This window comes from Variovorax sp. 770b2 (genome assembly GCF_900115685.1).
Lineage (GTDB): Bacteria > Pseudomonadota > Gammaproteobacteria > Burkholderiales > Burkholderiaceae_C > Variovorax.
On sequence record NZ_FOXJ01000002.1, the window covers coordinates 220166 to 242444 of the forward strand.

Genomic DNA, 22279 nt, shown 5'->3' on the forward strand with positions numbered 1-22279 from the left:
CGCGCCGGGCCGCCCCAAGCAAGCTCGCTCCCGCCTGGCGGGAAGGCGCGCAGCGCCAAGGGTGCACCAATGAACGCCGCGCCGGGCCGCCCCAAGCAAGCTCGCTCCCGCCTGGCGGGAAGGCGCGCAGCGCCAAGGGTGCGCCAATGAGCGCCGCGCTGCCGTTGCCGCAGCGCGTGCCGCTGTCCACCCCGGACGGCCAGACGCTGGCCCTGCGCCGGCTGCCCGTTGCCGGGACGCCCCGCGCCGTCGTGGTCGTGGTGCACGGGCTGGGCGAGCATGCGGGGCGCTACCACGGGCTTGCCAAGCGGCTGCACGAATGGGGCTTCGCGGTCTGGGCGCACGACCATCACGGCCATGGTGAATCCTCCGGCGCACGGGGCGGCCTGCCCAGCGAACTGCGGCTGGTCGACGACCTCTCGCTGGTGATCGACGATGCGCGCCGCGAGAACCCCGGCGTGCCGGTCGTGCTGCTGGGGCACAGCCTCGGTGGGCTGGTCGCGGCCAGCTTGGTGGCGCGCGGTGTGCGGCCTGTCGATGGCCTGGTGCTCTCGTCGCCGGGGCTCGATCCGGGCTTGAGTGGGTTTCAGAAGGCCCTCCTCGCGGTGCTGCCGCGCATCGCGCCGAACCTGCGCGTGGGCAACGGGCTGGACGACAACTTTCTTTCGCACGACCGCGCCGTGGTGCAGGCCTACCGCGACGATCCGCTCACGCACGACCGCGTTGGCAGCCGGCTCGCGCGCTTCCTCGCCTACGAAGGCGCCATGGTGCAGCAGGCGGCGGCGCGCTGGCCGGTGCCCACGCTGCTGATCTACGCGGGCGACGACCGGCTCGTGAAGCCTGCCGCGAGCCGCGCATTCGCTGCTGCCGCGGCGCCCAGCGGCATGGTCGAGGCGCAGTGCTTCGAGACTCTGTACCACGAGATCTTCAACGAGCTGGACGCCGAGCCGGTGTTCGCCGCGCTGCAGCACTGGCTGGACGAGCGCTTTCCGCTGAACTGACACAAGGCTGGCCGGGGCAAAAAAAAAGCGCCCTCGCGGGCGCCGGAATTCTGATGAGGCAGGCCTCGTTCAGGACTGCTTGCCTTGCAGCAAGCCGCTGAGCGAACCCAGCAGGTCGTCATGGTTGCCCAGGCCCTGGTCCGGCACCTTGCCGTGGGGCGTGAGCTGGTCGATGAGGGCCGGCAGCATGGTGGCAAGCATGGGCAGCAGCGTTTGCGCATTGATGCCGAGCTTGGCCGCAATGTTCGCGATGGTGTCGCCACCGAGCGCGTTTTGCAGCTGGTCGCCCGACACCGGCTGGTTGTCCCCCTTGCCGATCCACGAGCCGATGACATCGCCCATGCCGGCCTGTTCGAACTTCGAGACCAGGCCTCCCAGGCCGCCTTGACCGCCGTTGTTGGCGAGCAGGCCACCCAGCGCGCCGGCCAGGCCGCCGAGATCTCCCAATCCCCCGATGCCTCCGCCTTGCGGTTGCTGCTGTTGGCCAGCGCCTCCGAGCACTTGACCGAGCACCGAATCGAGCAATCCCATGGTCATTTCCTTGGTGTGTGACAGAACCGTCGCATTTTCCGTGTGACGGACCGCAAGCCGTAAGTGAAGCGCCCACTTTCGAACTTGCAACGTGACAAATTACTTGGTACGTGCCGGGCGTTTGGGCAGCAATGCGGGGGTGACCCCCTGCACGCCCACGAGCCCGAGCACGGTCACGAGCGAATTCTGCGCGCCTTTCCATGCATCTGTCACGTCGATCGACTCACTCAACGCATGGGAACCGGAGGACTTGCCGCCGCCCCCGATGATGATGGCCGGAATGCCCAGTGAGATCGGCACGTTGGCATCGGTGCTGCCACCGCGCAGCAGCGTCTTGTGGCCGAAGGCGGTGTTCGAGCGCGTGGCGGCCTCGACGATCACCGAGTCGGTCGGGGTGCGTCCGCCGGGCCGGTCGCCGATCAGCTTGTGGCTCGCGCTCAGCGTGGCGACGTTCCAGCGCTTGTTCTCTTCCACCACCGCTTCGTCGATGGCCGCGAGGATCTTCTTCTCGGTCTCCAGCAGCGAGGCCATGTCGTCCGAGCGGATGTCGACGGCCATGCGCGCATCCGGCGCGATGGTGTTGACCGAGGTGCCGCCGCCCACGGTGCCGACGGTGAAGGTGGTCTTGGGAAAGCCCGGCGTGCGCACGTCGGCGATCTTGGCGATCGCGCGGCCCATGCCGTGGATGGCGCTGGGCACCTGCCCGAACGCACCGAAGCTGTGGCCGCCCGGGCCCTTGAAGTTGACCTCGTAGCGATGGCTCGCGGTGCCCAGCACCAGCACGTGGCCGTCGGGCGAAGGCTCCAGCCCGACCATGCCGTCGATGTCCAGGTGATCGCGAAAGATCGCCTTGATGCCGCGCAGGTTGCCCAGTTCTTCCTCGCCGACGTTGCCGACGATCAGGAGGTCGCCCGCCGTCTGCACCTTGTTGTCGTTGAGCACCTTGAGCCACGACAGCAGCACCGTGAGGCCGCGCGTGTCGTCCGCGATGCCCGGCGCGTGGAGCCGGCCGTCGCGCTCCTTCACCTTCACGTCGGTGCCGGCGGGGAACACCGTATCCAGGTGCGCGGAGATCAAGAGCTTCGGGCCATTGCCCACGCCCTTGCGGAGGCCGACGACGTTGCCTTCGGCGTCGATCTTCGCGTCGGCCAGGCCCAGGGCCTTCATGCGTGCGAGGAAGGCTTCGGCACGCTTTTGCTCCTTGAAGGGCGGGGCTTCGATCTCGGTCAGCATCCTCAGGTCTTCGACGGCGCGCTCGTGGTCGGCCTTGACCGCGTCCAGCAGCTTCTGGATCGCGGGCGATGCCATCAGCTGGGTGTAGGTCCTGTCGACTTCAGGGCTGACCTGCGCCGGCGTGGGCGCGACGGCGTTGCTCTGGGCATGGACGCCGTGGGCGGCGCACAGCGCGGCGAGAAAGAGAGGGGCAAAAGGCGCGAGACGCAGCGAACGGGACATGGGCGGAGGGTCCTTCTTTGTCGTGATGAACGGGTGAGGTACCCATTCTTCCGCAGCCTGCCCGCGCGCGCGTCGCGGAAAACACCCCCTAGGCGCCGCCGAGCAACACCAGGGCCGCGAGCGCCGCGGTCTCGGCGCGCAGCACGCGCGAGCCGAGCGTGACCGGCGCGAAGCCGCAGGCGATGGCCTCCTGCTCCTCGGCCGCGCTGAGGCCGCCTTCGGGGCCGCTCAGCACGCGCACGTCGCGGTGGTCGGGGGCGTGTGCCGCAACGGCTGCGGCAATGCCCTGCGTGCCCTCGGCCAGGCTCAGCACGAAGCGCGCCGCAGCGCCGCCTTCGCCCTGCGCATCGATCCATCCCGAATTGCCCGAGAACGACCGCACCGGGTGAATCACCGGCACGCGATTGCGGCCGCACTGCTCGCACGCCGCGATGGCGATGGCCTCCCAGTGCGCCCGTTTCTTCTCGGCGCGCTCGCCCGAAAGACGCAGCACGCCGTGGGCCGTCGCCAGCGGCTGGATGCTCGCGACGCCCAGCTCGGTGGCCTTCTCGACCAGCCAGTCCATGCGCTCGTTGGCCGGCATGCCGACGGCCAGGTGCACCGCGCGCGCCGCCTCGCGCTCGACCGGGTGATGGGCGCCGACCGTCACCGAGACGTCGCTGCGGCCCATGCGCTCGATCGTGGCCTCGTACTGGCCGCCCGCGCCGTCGAACAGGGTGAGCGCGTCGCCGGGCTGCATCCGCAGCACCTGCACGTGGCGCGCGGCACCGGGCGGCAACGCGAAAGCGGCGCCGGCGCTCAGCGGCACGGAGCAGTGGAAACGGGGCATGCTATGAAATATGGAGCAAGGAACGCAGCTGTGGTGCGGGCATCCCGGGCGGTTTTTTATGAATTTCGCTTCAGACCCGGCCGTAGGCAAAGCCCGTGAGCGCGGAGGTGCCCTCGACCTCGTCGATCACCCGCACGAGCGGCGTGAGCTCCATGTAGCGGCTGGCGGTGGCGCGGATGTAGGCGATGAAGCGCGGCGTGTCGGCCAGATACCGGGGCTTGCCGTCGCGCAGCGTGAGGCGCGCGAAGATGCCGGCGACCTTCAGGTGGCGCTGCAAGCCCATCCATTCGACGGCGCGATAGAAAGCGCCGAAATCCTCGTCCACCGGAAGCCCCGCCTTGCGCGCCGCCTGCCAGTAGCGCACGGTGACGTCGAGCACGAATTCCTCGTCCCAGCTGAGGAAGGCGTCGCGCATCAGGCTGGCGATGTCGTAGGTGATCGGGCCGTAGACGGCGTCTTGGAAGTCGAGCACGCCCAGCGTGGTGCCCGAGCCGTCACCGGGCCGCCCCAAGGCGGCGAGCGCCCCCTCGGGGGGCAGCGAGGACACGCCAGTGCCGAGCGTGGGGGCCACACTCATCATCAAGTTGCGCGGCATGAAGTCGCGGTGCACGTAGACGCTGGGCGACGCCAGGTTGCTCTGGACGATCAGCTTGAAGCTGCGTTCGAGCCGCTCCTTCAGCTTGCCGTCGATGGCCACGCCGCGGTGGCGGCCGATGTACCACTCGGGAAAGAGCGCCAGTTCGCGCTCCAGGAGCGCCCGGTCGTAGGGCGGCAGCACGCCGGGTTTGGAGGCCAGCTGCCAGCGGATGAGCGCGTCGATGGCCTGGTCGTAGAGCGGGCGGCTGGCATCGGGCTGGGCGGGGTCGATCACATCGAGCATGGTCTGGCGGCCCAGGTCGTCCAGCAGCATGAAGCCATTCAGGCGGTCCCATTCGAGCACCTGAGGCGCGGTGACGCCGGCCTCGGCCATGAGCCCGGCCACCTGCACGAAGGGGTCGCTGTTCTCCTTGTCCGGTGGGGCGTCCATCACGATGCGCGTCGGCGTGCCGGGGATGCGGGTGTCCACGCGCAAGTAGCGGCGAAAGCTCGCATCGGCCGAGGCCAGGCGCACGGTGTCGGGCAGAAGATGCTGTGCGACGGCAATGCCCGACAGCCAGCCCCGGAACACTTCGGCGCGCTGCGGATCTGTCCAGAGAAGGGCCTCGGCGGGGCGTGGGGCCAATGAGGCCGGGGGCGGGGGTGCTGTCATGGATAATCGATTCTACAAATCCGCCTGGCGCGGCAACCCCTTCCGGTCGGCCACCGATCGAACAGAGGTTGCTGCCGGCCCCTGCAACCCGCCGGCCTGCCGCGCCGTCTCCCCGACGATCTTTCGTTCCGAACCGATGCCTACGACCCAAAGCCCTCACGCTTGGCACCTTGTGCGCTCGCTGCTCTCCTCGGGGGGGCCGCGGGCCTTCCTCGGAACGGCCTGGCAGGAGGCTTGATGAGCCGACGTGTTGCCCTGCGACGCGCCAGCCCGCCGCTGAAGCTGGCCATGCTGTCGCTGGCGCTGCTCCAGGCGCACGGCGCCTTCGCGCAGCCCGCGGGCGGCCTTGATGGCCCGCTCACGCTCAAGCGCACGCCGCTGCTCACCGAAATCATCCCGCCCACCGAGCGCGGCCAACTGCCCAGCCTGGTCACCGGCGACCGCATGTCCGGCCGCCCCGACCTGGAGACGGTGGTCGAAGGCAATGCGACGCTCAGGCGCGGCCCGGTCGCCATCACCGCCGACCGCCTGGAGTACTACCAGCCCGACGACCGCGCCAAGGCCAAGGGCAACGTGCGGGTCAACCAGGCCGGCAACGTGTACGAGGGGCCCGAGCTCGAGCTCAAGCTGGAGACCTTCGAGGGCTTCTTCAACAACGTGCGCTACCGGTTCCTGGCGAACGGCGGCCACGGCGATGCGGAGCGCATCGATTTCGTCGACGCCAACGTCTCGATCGCCCGGCGCGCCACCTACACCACCTGCCGCCGCGAAGACTTCCCGGGCTGGATGCCGGCGTGGCTGCTGACCGCGGCCACGATCACCACCGACACCGAAGAGAATGAGGGCGTCGCCACCAACGCGCGCCTGAGCTTCATGGGCATCAGCACGCCGCCGATCCCGAGCGTGAGTTTCCCGCTGTCCAACGCGCGCAAGAGCGGCCTCCTGCCGCCCACCATCGGCGTGGACAACACCAACGGCATCGAGATCTCGCAGCCGTACTACTGGAACATCGCGCCCAACCGCGACGCCACGATCACGCCCACGATCATGAGCAAGCGCGGCCTGAACCTGGGCACCGAGTTCCGGTACATGGAGAAGGAATACACCGGCAGCATCCGCCTGGACCTGATGGGCGCCGACCGCCTGGTGGGCCAGCGCTACAACGAATTGCGCGCCTCGCAACTGCAGCAGTTGGCCAATGGAGAAATCCAGGCCAAGGACCTGACCGCGCCGCCCGGCAGCACCAAGCGCTGGGGCATCTGGGCGAACCACCACCAGGATTTCGACGCCAAGGCGCTCGGCCTGGATTCGCTGTCGGCCAACATCAACATCAACCGCGTCAGCGACAACGACTACTGGCGCGACTTCACGCGCACGCCCACGCTGGCGCAGCGCCAGCTGCCCAACGAGGCCTCGCTCAACTGGAGCAAGGACGACTGGAGCGGCGCGATCCGCACGCTGCGCTACCAGACGCTGCAGTACAACCTGTCGCCGATCGTGCCCTCGTACGACCGCATGCCGCAGATCACGGCCAACTACAACAAGTACGACTGGCACGGCTTCGACGTTGCGCTGAACCTCGACTACACGCGCTTTCGGGTCAACACGATCCTGAGCGGCCAGCCCGGCTTCGACCTCATCCAGCAGTCGCAGCCCGATGGCGATCGCGCCATGGCGAACCTTGCGATCAGCCGGCCGTTCATCACGCCGAGTTCGTTCGTCATTCCAAAACTGCAGCTGAACACTGCCAGCTACAGCTACTACCAGCCGCAGGCGGACATCCCCAAGCTCACGATCAACGGTGTCCAGTACGTCAACGGCGTGCCGTACAACCCGAATTCGCTGTACTTTTTCCCAACCTCGTCCAACCGGACGGTGCCGACCTTCAGCCTGGACAGCGGCCTGATCTTCGAGCGCGACGCGAGCTACTTCGGGCGCGCCTTCCGCCAGACGCTGGAGCCGCGCGCGTACTACGTCTACACGCCGTACCGCAACCAGAGCATGCTGCCGAACTACGACTCGGCGGCCAACGACTTCAGCTTTGCGACCATCTACACCGAGAACGCCTTCTCGGGCAGCGACCGCATCTCGGACACCAACGCGCTCACGATGGGCGTGACCTCCCGCCTGATCGACCCCTCGACCGGCGTCGAGGCGGCACGCATCGGCATCGCGCAGCGGCTGCGCTTTGCGGACCAGAAGGTCGTGCTCCCTGGCGGCCTGCCGGTGACCGACCGCGCGAGCGACTTCCTCGTCGGCGGCCAGATCAACTGGACGCCCAAGTGGAGCACCGACGCGCTCGTGCAGTACAACCCCGACACGCGCCGCTCGACCCGCGCGGCGCTGAGCGCGCGCTACAACCCCGAGCCGTACCACAACCTGAGCGTGGCGTTCCGCTACCAGGCCCCGAGCGCGGCGTACCAGGCGGCGCTGCTGGCCAATCCGAACACCACCGCGGTCAACGACGGCAACAAGTCGATCGACGTGGGCTGGCAATGGCCGCTCAACGACCTGTGGGGCGACAAGGGCAAGAACCTGGGCCCGGGCAAGGGCCAGGGCGGTGGCCGCTGGTACGCGGTGGGCCGTCTCAACTACGACCTGCAGGACAAGAAACTCACGGACGGCGTGCTCGGTTTCGAGTACGACGGCTGCTGCTGGATCGGGCGCGTGGTGCTGCAGCGCATCACCACCGGCCAGGTGACGGCCAACACCCGCATCATGTTCCAGCTCGAATTTGTCGGCTTCTCCAGCATCGGCTCGAGCCCGATGCAGGCGCTGCGGCAGAACATCCAGCGCTACGAACCCCTGCGCCAACCTGGCGAGGCGCCGAGCCGCTTCACCAACTACGACTGAGACGACTGACTGAGCAACGCCATGAAACACATCCGTTCCATCATCACCCTGGGCTGCCTCGCGGCAATGGCCGCAACGTCGGGTGCGCAGGGCTTTCGCTCTGGCAGCGGCATCACGGACATCATGCGCGCCGGTCCGCGCCTGGGTCCTCCGCCGGTGCAGCGGGCCCCTGCCGCGCCGTCGGCGGCACCCGTGCAGCGGGCGGCTGAATTCATCGTCGCGCTGGTCAACTCCGAGCCGATCACCAACACCGACGTGCAGTCGCGGGTGACGCGCCTGCTCAAGGAGAACCCCGATGCGGAACGCGTGCCGCGCGGCGAGCTCGCGCGCCTGGTGCTCGAGCGCCTGATCGTCGAGCGCGCCCAGCTGCAGCTGGCCAAGGAAGGCGGCATCAAGGTCGACGACGTGGCGATCGACCAGGCCGAGCAGACCGTGGCACGCCAGAACGAAATCAGCCTGGTCGAGCTGCGCCGCCGCGTGGCTGCCGAAGGCATCGCGCTGGCCGATTTCCGCAGCGACCTGCGCGACCAGCTCCTGCTCACGCGCCTGCGCGACCGCGAAGTCGAGTCGAAGGTCAAGATCAGCGACACCGAGGCCGACGAGTACCTGCGCGACCAGCGCAACTCGACCACCAAGAATGCGGCCTTTCAGAACCTCAATCTCGCGCAGGTGCTCGTCGCCCTGCCCGAGAACGCCACGGACGCCCAGGTGGCCGCCGCGCAGAAGAAGGCGCAGGGCATCGCCGAGCGCGCCCGTTCGGGCGAGGACTTCGCCAAGCTGGTGCGCGAGAACTCCGATTCGCCCGACCGCGAAAACGGCGGCGCCATCGGCATGCGCTCCTCCGACCGCTACCCGCCGCTGTTCGTGGACGCCGTGCAATCGACGGGGCTGAACGGCATCGCCGGGCCGGTTCGCTCCAGCGCCGGCTTCCATGTGCTCAAGGTGCTGGCCAAGGCGCAGATCGGATCGCTGGACGCGACCGTCACGCAGACCCAGGTGCGCCACATCCTGCTGCTCAACGACCCCAAGCGCACCACGGCGCAGGCGGTGGCGCAACTGGCGGAATTCAAGCGCCGCGTGCAGGCCGGCACGGCCGACTTCGCGGGTCTTGCGCGAGACAACTCGCAGGACGCGAGTGCCAAGGAAGGCGGCGACCTCGGCTGGTCGCGCCCCGGCCAGTTCGTGCCCGAGTTCGAGGAAGCCATGGACCGGCTGTCGCCAGGCCAGATCAGCGACCCTGTCGTGTCGCGCTTCGGCGTGCACCTGATCCAGGTGGTCGGCCGCCGCGATTCCAAGCTGACCCAGACCGAGCAGCGCGAAGCCGCGCGCAACGTGCTGCGCGAACAGCGCGTCGAGGAAGCCTTCACCACCTGGGTGCAGGAAGTGCGCGCACGCGCCTACGTGGAATACCGCGACCCGCCGCAGTCCTGATCCGATGGCACACATCGCCAGGAAGCGGTTCGGGCAGCATTTCCTGTCCGACGGCGGAATCATCGATGCGATCGTGCAGGAGATCGCGCCGCAGCCCGGCGATGCGATGGTCGAGATCGGGCCAGGGCTCGCGGCGCTGACGCAGCCGCTGGTCGAACGGCTCGGACGCCTGACGGTCATCGAGCTCGACCGGGACCTGGCCAAGCGGCTGCGCGAGCACCCGCAGCTGGAGGTCATCGAGTCCGATGTGCTGAAGGTGGACTTCGCAGAGCTCGCGGCCAAGGCCGAGCCGAAGCCGCTGCGCGTGGTGGGCAACCTGCCCTACAACATCTCCACGCCGATCCTGTTCCATCTGCTGGGCTTTGCCCACCTGATCGCGGACCAGCACTTCATGCTGCAAAAGGAAGTGATCGACCGCATGGTGGCCAGGCCCGCCACCTCGGACTACAGCCGCCTGAGCGTGATGCTGCAGTGGCGCTACGAGATGCAGAACGTGCTGTTCGTGCCGCCCGAGAGCTTCGAGCCGCCGCCGCGCGTGGACAGCGCCGTGGTCCGCATGGTGCCGCTGGCGCAGCCGCCGGCAGTGGATGCGGCGCGGCTGGGCGAGATCGTGCAGGTGGCCTTCAGCCAGCGCCGCAAGATCCTGCGGCATACGCTGGGCAAATGGCTGGAGACGCACGGCTTCCAGGGAGAGTTCGATCCCCAGCGGCGCGCCGAGGAAGTGCCGGTGGCCGAATACGTTGCACTGGCCCAGGCCGTTCCCCCATGAAAAAAGCCCGTCGACGACGGGCTTTTTTCATGGGGGCGGGTTGCTGCGATTACGCGGCGGCCAGCCAGTACCCCGCGTTGAAGGGGCTGCTCATGCGCAATGCCAGGGGCGACACGTCGACCAGTTTGTCGGTCGGCATTTTTTCGCCCGCCGGCTCGGTGCTGGCGGCGGCCGTTGCGGCGGCGTTGGGGTTCACTTCGATGCCATCGAGGGTTTCAGCGTTCGGCTGAGCCTCGTTCGCCCGTTCTGCTTGGCTGGTAGATGCAGAACGGGCTACAGAAAAGAATAGAAGCACCGGAAGGGGACCTTGCGGTCGCCCCAGTAATCCGAAGCGTCCCGGAAGATGTCGAGCAGCTGCTCGCGCGCTTCCTTGTCGAACTTGGCGTTGGCCGGGATCTGTTCGAGCACGATGACAAAACCTGGCTGCGGGCCCGATTTATGCAACGGGTCGGTCATGCAGTCGTACAGCGCGTCGAAGTTCTTGCCGAAGTGCGCCGGGAAGGTGAACTGCTGGGCGATCAGGTCGAGCACGTCCTGCTTGGTCTGGGCGTTGCCCAGGTTTGCGTACAGGAAGTGCTGGCCGGCCGCGTTGGCGGCGTCCTGCAGGTCGTTCACGCGGAACGCGCGGATCGATTGCACGATGTTCGGGCGTACGGCACGAAGGGATAAGGTCATCTCCGCTGGTCTTTCCATAGTCATCATCATTTCTTCGGGGCGCTTGGGGGCGCCGCTCAGGTCGTTTTCATCGCTCATGGCGCAATCCGTCTGAAACTTGCATAGTGGTCTGCCGTGTACCAGCAGGCCTCGGGGGTCGTGCGCTGCTCGCCACCGCAGATGATTCGCTGGGCACCCCGGTTGCGAGCGCCCGGTGTCGTCACCGTGTACTCGCGGTAGTGGCCGCGCCGTGCCGGCGGCAGGAGACGCTCGCGATTGCCAAATACAGTGCCGTCCTTTTCGTACCGGAAGGGACCACCGTTCAAGATGGCCTGATAGGTTCGCTGGCCCTGGACCGGAAGATCGGTCAGTGCAATCGATTCCTCAACGGACGTTTTTCCTGCGCCGAACCATCCGCGAGCCTCGGCCCCGGTCGTCAACGCCAACAGCATCAGGCTGGTGAGCGCAAACTTGGAGACAGAGGACGTGATCGAGGCGTAAGCCGCCATGGGACACCACAAGAGAAAAGAGCGGGGGGTTCGAATTGCGCTCAACCTCGGGGTTAACCCGCAAATTCAAGCCCGCGAGTGTGCACCACGCTGGCGAAAATAGCAAGCGACTGCCCAAAGTTTGAGCAGTCGCGAGAGGCGGAAGTGGCCCACTAAGTCAGCGTCCACTTTCGCCGAATGGCCTATCTCTCTGCGTTTGCGTCAGCCACTGTCAAGGCTGTCATGTTCACGATGCGCCGAACAGTCGCGCTGGCCGTGAGAATGTGCACAGGTTTGGCCGCACCGAGCAGGACAGGGCCGATGGCGATGTTGCCGCCTGCTGCAGTTTTGAGCAGGTTGTACGAAATATTGGCGGCGTCGATGTTCGGAAAAACCAACAGATTGGCGTCGCCCGCCAGCGCGCTGTGCGGCATGACGACCGCACGCTGCTTGCTGTCCAGGGCCACGTCGCCGTGCATTTCGCCGTCCACTTCGAGCCAGGGCGCCTGCACGCGCAAGAGGTCGAGCGTCTTGCGCATCTTGATGGCGCTGGGTTCGTTGCTGGTGCCGAAGTTCGAATGCGACAGCAGCGCCGCCTTGGGCTTCAGGCCGAAACGCATCATTTCCTCGGCCGCCATCGTCGTGATCTCGGCCAGCTCCTCGGGCGAGGGGTCGTAGTTGACGTGCGTGTCGACCAGGAACACCTGGCGGTCGGGCAGCAGGAGGCCGTTCATGCAGGCGTACACCGGCACGTCCTGCGGGGTGCTCTCGCAGCCGCCGGGGCGCTTGCCGATCACCTGGTCGATGTAGTGCAGGTGGATCAGCGTGGTGCCCCAGGTGCCGCAGATCATGCCGTCGACCTCGTCCTTGTGCAGCAGCATCGCGCCGATCAGCGTGAGGCGGCGGCGCATCTCGATCTTGGCGGTCTGCACCGTCTGGCCCTTGCGCTCGGTCATGCGGTGGTAGGTCTGCCAGAAGTCGCGGTAGCGGTGGTCCTGCTCGACGTTGACGATGTCGTAGTCCAGCTCTTCCTTCAGGCGCAGGCCGAATTTCTCGATGCGCTGCGCGATGACGGCCGGGCGGCCGATCAGCGTCGGGCGCGCGATGCCTTCGTCGACCACGATCTGCGCGGCGCGCAGCACGCGTTCTTCCTCGCCTTCGCAGTACGCCACGCGCTTTTTCTGCGCCCGGCGGGCCGCTTCGAAGATCGGCTTCATCGTCGTGCCCGAGGCATAGACGAAGTTCTGCAGCTTGTCGCGGTAGGCGTCCATGTCCTTGATCGGACGCGTCGCCACACCGCTTTCCTCGGCCGCCTTGGCCACCGCCGGCGCGATCTTCATCATGAGACGCGGATCGAAGGGCTTCGGAATGAGGTATTCGGGGCCGAACGACAGTTTTTCACCGACGTAGGCGGCGGCAACGCGCTCGCTCTGTTCGGCCTGGGCCAGGTCGGCAATCGCGTGCACCGCGGCGATTTCCATCTCGTCGGTGATCGTGGTCGCGCCCGAATCGAGCGCGCCGCGGAAGATGTACGGGAAGCACAGGACGTTGTTGACCTGGTTCGGATAATCGGTGCGGCCCGTGGCCATGATCACGTCGGGGCGCACTGCGTGCGCGTCTTCGGGGGCGATCTCGGGGTTCGGGTTGGCCAGCGCGAAGATCACCGGCTTGGCCGCCATGCTGGCGACCATCTCGGGCTTGAGCACGCCGCCGGCCGACAGGCCCAGGAACACGTCGGCACCGACGATCACTTGCGCGAGCTTGCGCAGCTCTGTCTTTTGCATGTACTGGCGCTTGTCGTCGTCCATCAGCTCTTCGCGGCCTTCGTAGACCACGCCGGCCAGGTCGGTGACGAACACGTTCTCGCGTTTGAGGCCCACCTTGAGCAGCAGGTTCAGGCAGGCCAGCGCCGCGGCGCCCGCGCCCGAGGTGACCAGCTTGATGTCGGCGATGTTCTTTCCGGCCACCTTCAGGCCGTTGACCATGGCTGCCGCCACGGTGATCGCCGTGCCGTGCTGGTCGTCGTGGAACACCGGGATCTTCATGCGCTTGCGCAGTTCGCGCTCCACGTAGAAGCAGTCCGGGGCCTTGATGTCTTCCAGGTTGATGGCGCCGAAGGTGGGCTCCAGCGAAGCGATGATCTCCACCAGCTTGACCGGGTCCTTCTCGTCGATCTCGATGTCGAACACGTCGACGCCGGCAAACTTCTTGAAGAGAACGCCCTTGCCTTCCATCACCGGCTTGGAAGCCAGCGCGCCGATGTCGCCCAGGCCGAGCACCGCGGTGCCGTTGCTGATGACGCCCACGAGGTTGCCGCGCGAGGTGTACTTGAAGGCGTTCAGCGGGTCCTTGACGATTTCCTCGCAGGGCGCCGCCACGCCGGGCGAGTAGGCCAGCGACAGGTCGCGCTGGTTGACCATCTGCTTGGTCGCCGCGATGGCGATCTTGCCGGGGACGGGAAACTCGTGGTACTCGAGGGCGGCACGGCGCAACTCGGCGCGTTTGTCTTCGGGCGTGGGAGTCGATGAAGTCGAAGGGGTCGAATCGGACATGTGCCTGTAGCTCCTGGTGGCGCTTCTTCTGGGGGCGCCGATTGTAGACCTCGGTTCGTAAAGCCATACGCCGCATGGCCGGTGCGAGGCATGACCAAAAGCACGGGGCGCTGTCAAGGCGATGTGGCAATATGCACGGCTCGGACAAAACCTGAAAAAACCTGTAGAGGAGCAACCATGGCCCTGATGGATTTCATCAAGAAACAGTTCATCGACATCATCCAGTGGACCGAGACCGGCGATGGCACGCTGGCCTGGCGGTTCCCGATGGCCGAGATGGAAATCCAGAACGGCGCCTCGCTCACCGTTCGCGAATCGCAGGTGGCCGTCTTCGTCAACGAAGGCAAGGTGGCCGACGTCTTCGGCCCCGGCATGTACAAGCTCACGACGCAGACGCTGCCCGTGCTCACGTACCTGAAGAACTGGGACAAGCTCTTCGAATCGCCCTTCAAGAGCGACGTCTACTTCTTCAGCACCCGCCAGCAGGTCGACCAGAAGTGGGGCACGCCCCAGCCGATCACGATCCGCGACAAGGATTTCGGCGCCGTGCGCCTGCGGGCCTTCGGCAACTACAGCTTCCGCATCGGCGATGCCAAGCTGTTCCATACCGAGATCTCCGGCACGCGCGACATCTACAGCGTGGCCGACCTGGACGGCCAGCTGCGCGGCCTGGTGCTGCAGAACATCAGCAACGCCATCGCGTCCAGCGGCGTTCCCTTCCTGGACCTCGCGGCCAACCAGATCCAGTTCGCGCAGGCGCTCGCCGCGCAGCTCGTGCCCGAGTTCGAGAAGATCGGCATCAAGCTGGAGAACATCACCGTCCAGAACGTCTCGCTGCCCGAAGAGCTGCAGAAGATCCTCGACCAGAAGATCGGCATGGGCATGGTCGGCAACGACATGGGCAAGTTCATGCAGTACCAGACGGCGCAGGCGATCCCCAAGTTCGCCGAAGGCGCGGCCAACGGCGGCGGCATCGCGGGCGATGCGATGGGCCTGGGCGCCGGCGTGGCGCTCGGCCAGGTGCTGGCGCAGAACCTCGCACAGGGCCTGAGCCCGAACGCGGCCGCAGCCGCTGCGGCCACCGCCACGGCAGCGTCCCAGCCCGCCGTGGCCGTGGTGAGCCCCGCCGACGTGATGACCACGCTCGAGAAGCTCGGCGAGCTCAAGACCAAGGGCATCCTCACGCAAGAAGAGTTCGACGCCAAGAAGGCAGACCTGCTCAAGAAGTTGGTCTAACCCCCAGGCTTCGCGCACTTCGTGTCGCTTCTCCTTCCCCCTTGCAGGGGGCAATGCCCGTGGCCTGGCGCAGCCGGTTCCACGGCATTCCCCATAGCTGCAGTCGCTGCCGCCGCTGTTGCCGTTGCCGTGGATTGCCATGGCTGAGGAAACCGGCAACCAGCGCTATTACCGCGCCCCCTGCCCCGGCTGCGGCGCGCCGGTCGAATTCCGCTCGGCGCAGTCGACGCACGCGGTCTGTCCCTACTGCCAGAGCACCGTCGTGCGCCAGGGCGAGACGCTCGCGCGCACCGGCAAGATGGCCGAGCTGTTCGACGACTTCAGCCCGCTGCAGCTGTTCGCCTCGGGCCGCATCCAGGACAAGCCCTTCACGCTGATCGGCCGGCTGCAATACACCTACCCCGGTGGCCGCTGGACCGAATGGATCGCCGCGCTCGACGACGACCGCACCGCGATCCTCAGCGAGGACAACGGCGCCTACGTCTTCGCGCTGCCCTTCGATCTGCAGCGCACCGCGCCGCCGTCGGTCGACCTGCGCGTGGGCGCCACCAGCGCCTTCGCCGGCCAGAGCTACACCGTCACCTCGAACGAGCAGGTTGCGCTCACCTCCGCGCAGGGCGAGCTGCCGCACCTGCCCGATCTCGGCCGGCCGTTCGCGATGGTCGAGCTGCGCAACGACAAGGGGCTGGTGCTCAGCATCGACTACGGCACCGCCAAGCCCAGCGCCTACCTCGGCCGCTCGGTGCAACTCGAGGATCTGCAGCTCTCCGGCCTGCGCGAGGAGTCGGCCAAGGACGAAAAGGGCCGCAGCTTCAACTGCCCGAACTGCGGCTCGCCGGTCACCGTCAACCTGGCCGACAGCAAGAGCATCACCTGCCGTTCGTGCAACAGCATCATCGATCTGTCGCAGGGCATCGGCGGCGAGCTCAAGCACGCGGCGCAGGACGAGCCGGTGCGCCCGCTCATCGCGCTGGGTGCCATGGGCCAGTTGCAGGGCGCCCAGTGGCAGGTGGTGGGCTTCCAGCACCGCATGGGCGTGGAGCCGGGCGACGACGAGATGTTCGGCTGGGACGAGTACCTGCTCTACAACCAGAAGCGCGGCTTCAGCTTCCTGGTCGATGCCGAGGACGGCTGGAGCATGGTCAAGCCGACCACCGGCGCGCCGGTGATGGCCGAGAACGGCAGCACCGCCACATATCTGAGCAAGCGCTACCAGCAGCAGTACGCCTACAACGCCGAGACCACCTACGTGGCGGGAGAGTTCTACTGGCAGGTCGAGCGCGGGCAGAAGACCTTCAACCGCGACTTCGCCAGCGGCCCGGCACTGCTGTCGATGGAGCGCTCGACCAACGAGCTCACCTGGTCGTCGGGCATCAAGCTGGACAGCGGCGTGGTCGCGACCGCCTTCAAGCTCGATGCCAAGAAGGACATGTTCAAGCGCGGCGACGCGCTGCCCGTGAGCGCCGCCTCGGGCATGGGCTGCGGCACGATCATCCTCATCATCGTCGTCATCATCATCCTGCTGATCATCCTGAGCACCTGCAGCGGCCGTGGCGGCTCCTCGAGCGGCTACCGCAGTTCGGGCGGCTCGTACGGGGGGTATTCGAGCGGTGGCGGCCACAAATGACGAAGATGCTTTCGCCCATCGCAATTTCACTTCTTACTACTGCTACGACTGGAGGTCCCCATGGGATTTGAATGGCTGAAACCGGGCGTGGTCCTCGGATCGCTCGTGTATGCGCTGATCGGCGTGATCATCTTCTGGCTGTGCTTTCTCATCATCGACAAGATCACGCCCTATGACCTGTGGGGCGAGATCGTCGAGAAGCAGAACGTGGCGCTCGGCCTGGTCGTGGCCGCGATGAGCCTGGGCATCTGCATCATCGTCGCCGCAGCGATTCATTAGCCCCCCGGTTTTGCACTTCGCTTCGCTACGCGTCATTCGCCAGCCCCCGAGGGGGAGGCGCGGCTCGCCCGTCCGGGCAAAGCGCGGACGTTGCCGCGCTGGCGGCCCGGCGGCGACCGCCTGATCCATGAACGCTCCAGCCAGTCCGGCGCTGCCGGCCAAAGGGCCGCAGCCCGTCGAGATCGCCCTGCTCGCCAGCGTGTTCGTGGTCGCAGCCTGCGGGCTTGTCTACGAACTGAGCGCGGCGGCGCTCAGCTCCTACCTGCTCGGCGATTCGGTGCTGCAGTTCAGCACCATCATCGGCACCTACCTGTTCGCGATGGGCGTGGGCTCCTGGCTCTCGCGCTATTTCGACCGCCAGCTGCCGGCGCACTTCCTTCGCATCGAGCTGCTGGTGGCGCTGATCGGCGGCGCGCTGCCGGCGATCCTGTTCCTTGCCAACGCCTATGTGCCGAGCGCCTTCCGGCTCTTGCTCTACGGTCTCGTGATGGTCGTCGGCACGCTGGTCGGGCTCGAGATCCCGCTGGTCATGCGCATCCTCAAGCGCAACATCGTGCTCAAGAACCTGGTGTCGCAGGTGCTGACCTTCGACTACCTGGGCGCGCTCGCGGTGTCGGTGGCGTTTCCGCTGATCCTCGTGCCGCAGCTGGGCATGATCCGCACCGGCCTCTTGTTCGGCTTCATGAACGCGGCGGTGGCGGTGTGGGCGCTGTGGCTGTTCCGCCATGAGCTGCGGCGCATCGGCGCGCATGCGGTGGCGTGCTTTCTCGCACTGGCCGCGCTGCTGGCCGCTTTCGTCTGGGCCGACCACATCACCACGCTGGCCGAAGACAAGTTCTATCAGGACCGCATCGTGTTCAGTGCCACCTCGCCTTACCAGCGCATCGTGGTCACGCGCGGGCAGCTCGGGCACCGCCTCTTCCTGAACGGCAACCTGCAGTTCGCCGAGCGCGACGAGTACCGCTACCACGAGGCGCTCGTGCATCCGGTGATGGCCGCGCAGGGCGCGCCGAAAAAGGTCGCCGTGCTCGGCGGCGGCGACGGCATGGCGGTGCGCGAGATCCTGAAGTACCCCTCGGTCGAATCGGTCACGCTCGTGGAGCTCGATCCGAACATGACGAAGCTCTTCACCGAGCACGAGACGCTGGCCGCGCTCAACGCGCATTCGCTGTCGTCGCCCAAGGTGAAGATCGTCAACACCGATGCCTTCCAGTGGCTGCAGCAGCCGGGCGACATGTTCGACGTGATCGTGGTTGATTTTCCCGATCCGACCAACTTCGCGATCGGCAAGCTCTACACCAACAGCTTCTATTCGCTGCTCGAGAAGCGCCTGTCGGCCAGTGGCTACGCGGTGATCCAGACCACCTCGCCGCTGGTGGCGCGCAAGAGCTACTGGACCGTGGCGACCACCATCGAGTCGGTGGGCCTGCGCGCGACGCCGTATCACGCACATGTGCCGAGCTTCGGCGAATGGGGCTACATCATCGCGAGCCGCCGGCCCTATCGGATGCCCGATGCGCTGCCCTCGGGGCTGCGATTCCTCTCGCCGTCGACGCTGCCCCTGATGTTCGACTTTCCGCTCGACATGGCGCGCGTGCCGGCCGAGGTGAACCGCCTGTCGAATCAAACCTTGGTCACCACTTACGAGCAAGAGTGGGGCAAGGTCATGGCGCACTAGCTTCGACACCATGCAGCGGCGCGATTTCCTCGGCGTAGCGGGCGCGGCGGGCGCCCTGGCGCTGGCCGGGTGCGAGGTGCCGCCGCCCATCGAAGGCGGCTTCACCGGCATCGACGTCGCGCGCGGCCATGCGATGCGCGACGGCACGCTCAAGAGCCAGGCGCCCGCGACCGTGAAACGCACGCGCGTGGTGATCGCCGGCGGCGGTGTCGCGGGCCTTGCGGCCGCGCGTGCGCTGCGGCTCGCGGGCATCGAGGACTTCACCCTGCTCGAACTCGAAGACACCGCCGGCGGCAACGCGCGCGGCGGCATGGTCAACGGCATTGCCTGCCCGCTGGGTGCCCACTACCTGCCGGTGCCCGGCGACGATGCACGCGAGGTGCAGGATTTGCTCGAAGAACTGGGCCTGCGCCAGCGCGTCGCGGGCCGCTGGGAATACGACGAGCGCACCCTCTGCCACAGCCCGCAGGAGCGTTTGTTCTTCCACGGCGAGTGGCAGGACGGCCTGTTGCCCGTGCACGGCGTGGGCGTCGACACGATGGCGCAGTACCGCAAGTTCGCGCAGCGCATCGACGCACTGCAGCACGCGGCGCACTTCGCCATTCCGACGCTCAAGGTCGCGGTCACGCCCGAACTGCTGGCGCTCGATGCCATCGCCTTCTCGCGCTGGCTCGACAGCGAAGGCTTCAGCGACGTGCAGCTGCGCTGGTACCTCGATTACTGCTGCCGCGACGACTACGGCGCGGGCATCGAACAGGTCTCGGCCTGGGCCGGCATCCACTACTTCGCGAGCCGGCACGGCTTCCATGCGCCCGGCGATCCGAGCGGCAGCGCCAACGATGCGAACCCTGAGCGCGACGGCGTGCTCACCTGGCCCGAAGGCAACGGCTGGCTCACGAAGCAACTGGCCGCGCCGCTCGGCGAGCGCCTGCGCACGGGCCAGGTCGTCACGCGCATCGCCGAGTTGCGCGGCGGCGTCGAGGTCGATGCGTGGGATACCGCGTCGAAATCGCTGGTGCGCTGGCAGGCCGAGCGTTGCATCGTCGCGTTGCCGGTGTTCATCGCCGCGCGCGTGGTCGAGAACGCGCCCGAGGTGCTGAAGCACGCCGCCGCGCACGTGCGCTACGCGCCGTGGCTGGTGGCCAACGTGCACCTGCGCGGCCCGCTGGCCGACCGCGTCGGCGCCGCGCCCAGCTGGGACAACGTCATCTACGGCACGCGCGGCCTCGGCTATGTCGATGCGCGCCACCAGACGCTGGACCCCACGCCACGCGGCACCGTGCTGAGCTGGTACCGCCCGCTGGGCCCGAGCAGCTACGACACCGCCGACGGCCGCAAGCTGCTGCTGGAGCGCCCGTGGACCGGCTGGCGCGACGACCTGCTCGCCGAGCTGTCGGTGCCGCACCCGGACCTGCCTTCGCTCGCCACGCGCATCGAGATCACGCGCTACGGCCACGCCATGTCGATCCCCCGGCCCGGGCTGCTGGCCGAGATCGGCTCGCAACGCACCGCGCCGGACGATGCGCACCGCGGCAGCGTCATCGCGGGGCGCCTGTCGTTCGCGCACGCCGACTGGTCGGGCTATTCGATCTTCGAGGAAGCGTTCACGCGCGGCCACGTCGCGGGCGCGAGCCTGGCATGAAGACGCTGGTGCTCGGCGGCTACGGCAATTTCGGCGCGCGCATCTGTCGTGCGCTGGCGGCGGATGCCGGCATCGAGTTGCTGGTCGGCGGGCGCGACCTGGAGCGTGCGACGGCGTTTGCGCAATCGCTGGGCGGCAATGCGCGCGGCATTCGCGTCGATGCGGAGGCGCCCGATCTCGCGCAGGGCCTGGGGTACCTGGGCGTCGAGCTCGTCATCCACACCGCCGGCCCGTTCCAGAACCAGGACTACCGCGTGCCGCAGGCCGTGGCCGCCGCCGGCGCGCACTACATCGACCTGGCCGATGGGCGCCGCTTCGTCTGCGACTTTCCCGCCGCGATGGACGCCGCCTTCCGCGATGCGGGGCGAACTGCCGTTGCAGGCGCCAGCACCGTGCCGGCGCTCTCGTCGGCGGTGGTCGACCATCTCGCGGCCGGCTGGCAAGGCATCCGCAGCATCGACATCTGCATCGCGCCTGCGCAAGGCGCGCCGCGCGGCGAGGCGACGCTCGCGGGCGTGCTCGCTTACTGCGGTGAGCCGATCCGCGTCTGGCAGGACGGTCAGTGGATCGAGCAGCCCGGCTGGGCGAATCCCGTGAAGGTGCAGTTCGCGCGCATGCGGCCACGCCGGGGTGCCTTGTGCGACATCCCCGATCTCGAACTTTTTCCGTCGCGCTATGCGGGCGTGCAGTCAGTCATGTTCCGCGCGGCGCTCGAAGTCGGTATCGCGCAGCAAGCCTTCGCCTTCATGGCGTTCATGCATCGCGTGGGCCTGCTGCGCGCGCCGCGGAAGCTGGCGCCGCTGCTGCATTCGGCGGGTGGCGTGTTCGATGTGCTCGGCACTGCGCTGGGCGGCATGGTGGTGCGGGGCGAAGGCATCGATGCGCAGGGCGCGGTCGCGCGCCACGCCTGGCACATCGCCGCCGACGACAACCATGGCCCCGAGATTCCCTGCATGGCCGCGATCCTGCTGGCACGCCGGCTCGCGCGCGGCGATGCGCTTCCCGTCGGCGCGCACGCCTGCGCCGGGCTGCTCACGCTGCCGGAATTCGAGCCCGAGTTCGCGCGCTGGGGCATGGTGACCGACCTGATCGACGAGACCTCGCCCACCCCATGACCCAGCCGGCCGACGACGATCGCCTGCTGCGCCTGAGCCTCGTGGCGGTCTGGCTGTTCACGGCCTTTGCCAGCCTCGTCGAACTGAACGGGCAGAGCCGCCAGGTGCTGGCCGATGCCGGCATCGCATCGCCGCCGTGGCTGGTGCAATTGCTGATCCTCGGTGGCGCGGCGGCCGACCTCGCCATCGGCCTGGCGCTCTGGTGGCGGCCCGGTCGCACCAGCTATCTCGCGGCCCTCGGCCTGATGCTGCTCATGACCGCGGCGGCGACCTTTCTTCAGCCCGCCCTGTGGCTGCATCCGCTGGGCCCGCTGCTCAAGAACCTGCCCATCGCCGCACTGCTCTGGCACCTGTACCGGCGCACCAAGCCATGAACACCTACCTCGTCCTCAAGTGGCTGCACATCGTCTCCAGCGTGCTGATGGTCGGCACGGGGCTGGGCTCGGCCTTCTACATGTTCTTTGCCAACCGCAGCGGCAGCGTGCCGGCGCAGGCGGTGGTGAGCCGGCTGGTGGTGCGCGCGGACTGGTGGTTCACCACGCCCACGGTCATCCTGCAGCCAGCCACCGGTTTCGCGCTGGCGCACATGGCGGGCTGGCCGCTCTCGACGCCGTGGCTCGCGGTATCGCTGGGCCTCTTCCTGTTCGCGGGGATCTGCTGGCTGCCGGTGGTGTGGCTGCAGATCCGCATGGCCGCGATGGCCGGGCAAGCACATCGCGACGCCATGCCGCTGCCGCCGCTGTACGCGCGCTACCAACGCTATTGGGAACTGCTCGGCTACCCGGCTTTCGTGGCCATGGCCGCCGTCTTCTGGCTCATGGTGAACAAGCCCGCGCTTTCGCTTTGATTCGAGACGGGCCGGTGCGCGGGCCTGTGCGGTTTTCACGCAG

The 22279-nt window shown here is 67.5% G+C and carries 20 protein-coding genes; 13 read left to right on the forward strand and 7 right to left on the reverse strand.

The features are described from left to right. Positions 1-146: 146 nt before the first annotated feature. Positions 147-1001: an alpha/beta hydrolase gene (locus BM133_RS16635; protein ID WP_093435793.1), complete on the forward strand. Its 855-nt coding sequence runs from the start codon at positions 147-149 to the stop codon at positions 999-1001. A 69-nt stretch (positions 1002-1070) separates the two neighbouring features. Here BM133_RS16635 and BM133_RS16640 read toward each other — a convergent pair whose 3' ends face one another. The 4 genes from BM133_RS16640 to BM133_RS16655 all read right to left on the reverse strand — a co-directional run bounded on the left by BM133_RS16640 (position 1071) and on the right by BM133_RS16655 (position 5065). Continuing rightward, positions 1071-1532 (reverse strand): YidB family protein, encoded by a 462-nt coding sequence (locus BM133_RS16640; RefSeq protein ID WP_198785438.1) that lies wholly within the window; start codon positions 1530-1532, stop codon positions 1071-1073. Positions 1533-1631: 99 nt separating this feature from the next. Then, a complete protein-coding gene (locus BM133_RS16645; protein WP_093435798.1) occupies positions 1632-2987 on the reverse strand; it encodes a M20/M25/M40 family metallo-hydrolase in 1356 nt (451 codons plus the stop codon). Between the two features lie 88 nt (positions 2988-3075). Further along, positions 3076-3816: a 16S rRNA (uracil(1498)-N(3))-methyltransferase gene (locus tag BM133_RS16650; RefSeq protein WP_093435801.1), complete on the reverse strand. Its 741-nt coding sequence runs from the start codon at positions 3814-3816 to the stop codon at positions 3076-3078. A 70-nt stretch (positions 3817-3886) separates the two neighbouring features. Continuing rightward, positions 3887-5065: an aminoglycoside phosphotransferase family protein gene (locus BM133_RS16655; protein ID WP_093435804.1), complete on the reverse strand. Its 1179-nt coding sequence runs from the start codon at positions 5063-5065 to the stop codon at positions 3887-3889. A 237-nt stretch (positions 5066-5302) separates the two neighbouring features. Between BM133_RS16655 and BM133_RS16660 the strand changes: the two genes are divergently transcribed. From BM133_RS16660 to BM133_RS35165, 4 genes are read left to right on the forward strand one after another with little or no spacing between them, the layout of a single operon-like run. Further along, complete coding sequence (locus BM133_RS16660; RefSeq protein ID WP_093435807.1) at positions 5303-7918, forward strand: LPS-assembly protein LptD; 2616 nt, start codon at positions 5303-5305, stop codon at positions 7916-7918. Between the two features lie 21 nt (positions 7919-7939). After that, positions 7940-9349: a peptidylprolyl isomerase gene (locus BM133_RS16665; RefSeq protein WP_093435810.1), complete on the forward strand. Its 1410-nt coding sequence runs from the start codon at positions 7940-7942 to the stop codon at positions 9347-9349. 4 nt (positions 9350-9353) lie between these two features. Beyond that, entirely contained in the window at positions 9354-10118 is a 765-nt protein-coding gene (rsmA, locus tag BM133_RS16670; protein ID WP_093435813.1) for a 16S rRNA (adenine(1518)-N(6)/adenine(1519)-N(6))-dimethyltransferase RsmA, read from the forward strand. Beyond that, complete coding sequence (locus BM133_RS35165; protein ID WP_177224858.1) at positions 10115-10348, forward strand: hypothetical protein; 234 nt, start codon at positions 10115-10117, stop codon at positions 10346-10348. The genes rsmA and BM133_RS35165 overlap by 4 nt, the downstream gene beginning before the upstream one ends. Before the next feature lie 43 nt (positions 10349-10391). On the opposite strand, the gene BM133_RS16675 is transcribed toward BM133_RS35165, so the two are convergent. From BM133_RS16675 to BM133_RS16685, 3 genes are all read right to left on the reverse strand, one after another. Then, complete coding sequence (locus BM133_RS16675) at positions 10392-10817, reverse strand: barstar family protein (protein ID WP_086011111.1); 426 nt, start codon at positions 10815-10817, stop codon at positions 10392-10394. 50 nt (positions 10818-10867) lie between these two features. Next, complete coding sequence (locus tag BM133_RS16680) at positions 10868-11281, reverse strand: guanyl-specific ribonuclease (protein WP_093435815.1); 414 nt, start codon at positions 11279-11281, stop codon at positions 10868-10870. A gap of 182 nt (positions 11282-11463) precedes the next feature. Beyond that, the gene (locus BM133_RS16685) at positions 11464-13812 is read right to left on the reverse strand and encodes an NADP-dependent malic enzyme (RefSeq protein WP_093435817.1); all 2349 of its coding nucleotides are present in this window, start codon (positions 13810-13812) and stop codon (positions 11464-11466) included. Positions 13813-13989: 177 nt separating this feature from the next. Here BM133_RS16685 and BM133_RS16690 point away from each other — a divergent pair, with 177 nt between their 5' ends. The 8 genes from BM133_RS16690 to BM133_RS16725 all read left to right on the forward strand — a co-directional run bounded on the left by BM133_RS16690 (position 13990) and on the right by BM133_RS16725 (position 22236). Next, on the forward strand, positions 13990-15048 hold the full coding sequence (locus BM133_RS16690; protein ID WP_093435820.1) for an SPFH domain-containing protein: 1059 nt from the start codon (positions 13990-13992) through the stop codon (positions 15046-15048). A gap of 139 nt (positions 15049-15187) precedes the next feature. Continuing rightward, positions 15188-16675 carry a DUF4178 domain-containing protein gene (locus BM133_RS16695; RefSeq protein ID WP_093437062.1) on the forward strand — a complete coding sequence of 496 codons (1488 nt, stop codon included), beginning with the start codon at positions 15188-15190 and terminating at the stop codon, positions 16673-16675. Positions 16676-16735: 60 nt separating this feature from the next. Beyond that, positions 16736-16954, forward strand: coding sequence for a DUF350 domain-containing protein (locus BM133_RS16700; RefSeq protein WP_013544332.1), 219 nt, complete (start codon positions 16736-16738; stop codon positions 16952-16954). 127 nt (positions 16955-17081) lie between these two features. Further along, on the forward strand, positions 17082-18632 hold the full coding sequence (locus BM133_RS16705; RefSeq protein ID WP_093435822.1) for a polyamine aminopropyltransferase: 1551 nt from the start codon (positions 17082-17084) through the stop codon (positions 18630-18632). Positions 18633-18642: 10 nt separating this feature from the next. Next, positions 18643-20274 carry an FAD-dependent oxidoreductase gene (locus BM133_RS16710; protein WP_093435825.1) on the forward strand — a complete coding sequence of 544 codons (1632 nt, stop codon included), beginning with the start codon at positions 18643-18645 and terminating at the stop codon, positions 20272-20274. Further along, positions 20271-21389 (forward strand): saccharopine dehydrogenase family protein, encoded by a 1119-nt coding sequence (locus BM133_RS16715; RefSeq protein WP_093435828.1) that lies wholly within the window; start codon positions 20271-20273, stop codon positions 21387-21389. The genes BM133_RS16710 and BM133_RS16715 overlap by 4 nt, the downstream gene beginning before the upstream one ends. Continuing rightward, entirely contained in the window at positions 21386-21763 is a 378-nt protein-coding gene (locus BM133_RS16720) for a DoxX-like family protein (protein ID WP_093435831.1), read from the forward strand. Before BM133_RS16715 ends, BM133_RS16720 begins: the two co-directional genes overlap by 4 nt. Further along, positions 21760-22236 carry a DUF2269 family protein gene (locus tag BM133_RS16725; RefSeq protein WP_093435834.1) on the forward strand — a complete coding sequence of 159 codons (477 nt, stop codon included), beginning with the start codon at positions 21760-21762 and terminating at the stop codon, positions 22234-22236. The genes BM133_RS16720 and BM133_RS16725 overlap by 4 nt, the downstream gene beginning before the upstream one ends. Positions 22237-22279 lie beyond the last annotated feature (43 nt).

Bases quoted from the DNA above. Each gene is read 5' to 3' on its own strand.
- BM133_RS16635 (WP_093435793.1), top strand. From the start codon at position 147: ATGAGCGCCGCGCTGCCGTTGCCGCAGCGCGTGCCGCTGTCCACCCCG.
- BM133_RS16640 (WP_198785438.1), bottom strand. From the start codon at position 1,532: ATGGGATTGCTCGATTCGGTGCTCGGTCAAGTGCTCGGAGGCGCTGGC.
- BM133_RS16645 (WP_093435798.1), bottom strand. From the start codon at position 2,987: ATGTCCCGTTCGCTGCGTCTCGCGCCTTTTGCCCCTCTCTTTCTCGCC.
- BM133_RS16650 (WP_093435801.1), bottom strand. From the start codon at position 3,816: ATGCCCCGTTTCCACTGCTCCGTGCCGCTGAGCGCCGGCGCCGCTTTC.
- BM133_RS16655 (WP_093435804.1), bottom strand. From the start codon at position 5,065: ATGACAGCACCCCCGCCCCCGGCCTCATTGGCCCCACGCCCCGCCGAG.
- BM133_RS16660 (WP_093435807.1), top strand. From the start codon at position 5,303: ATGAGCCGACGTGTTGCCCTGCGACGCGCCAGCCCGCCGCTGAAGCTG.
- BM133_RS16665 (WP_093435810.1), top strand. From the start codon at position 7,940: ATGAAACACATCCGTTCCATCATCACCCTGGGCTGCCTCGCGGCAATG.
- rsmA (WP_093435813.1), top strand. From the start codon at position 9,354: ATGGCACACATCGCCAGGAAGCGGTTCGGGCAGCATTTCCTGTCCGAC.
- BM133_RS35165 (WP_177224858.1), top strand. From the start codon at position 10,115: ATGAAAAAAGCCCGTCGACGACGGGCTTTTTTCATGGGGGCGGGTTGC.
- BM133_RS16675 (WP_086011111.1), bottom strand. From the start codon at position 10,817: ATGACTATGGAAAGACCAGCGGAGATGACCTTATCCCTTCGTGCCGTA.
- BM133_RS16680 (WP_093435815.1), bottom strand. From the start codon at position 11,281: ATGGCGGCTTACGCCTCGATCACGTCCTCTGTCTCCAAGTTTGCGCTC.
- BM133_RS16685 (WP_093435817.1), bottom strand. From the start codon at position 13,812: ATGTCCGATTCGACCCCTTCGACTTCATCGACTCCCACGCCCGAAGAC.
- BM133_RS16690 (WP_093435820.1), top strand. From the start codon at position 13,990: ATGGCCCTGATGGATTTCATCAAGAAACAGTTCATCGACATCATCCAG.
- BM133_RS16695 (WP_093437062.1), top strand. From the start codon at position 15,188: ATGGCTGAGGAAACCGGCAACCAGCGCTATTACCGCGCCCCCTGCCCC.
- BM133_RS16700 (WP_013544332.1), top strand. From the start codon at position 16,736: ATGGGATTTGAATGGCTGAAACCGGGCGTGGTCCTCGGATCGCTCGTG.
- BM133_RS16705 (WP_093435822.1), top strand. From the start codon at position 17,082: ATGAACGCTCCAGCCAGTCCGGCGCTGCCGGCCAAAGGGCCGCAGCCC.
- BM133_RS16710 (WP_093435825.1), top strand. From the start codon at position 18,643: ATGCAGCGGCGCGATTTCCTCGGCGTAGCGGGCGCGGCGGGCGCCCTG.
- BM133_RS16715 (WP_093435828.1), top strand. From the start codon at position 20,271: ATGAAGACGCTGGTGCTCGGCGGCTACGGCAATTTCGGCGCGCGCATC.
- BM133_RS16720 (WP_093435831.1), top strand. From the start codon at position 21,386: ATGACCCAGCCGGCCGACGACGATCGCCTGCTGCGCCTGAGCCTCGTG.
- BM133_RS16725 (WP_093435834.1), top strand. From the start codon at position 21,760: ATGAACACCTACCTCGTCCTCAAGTGGCTGCACATCGTCTCCAGCGTG.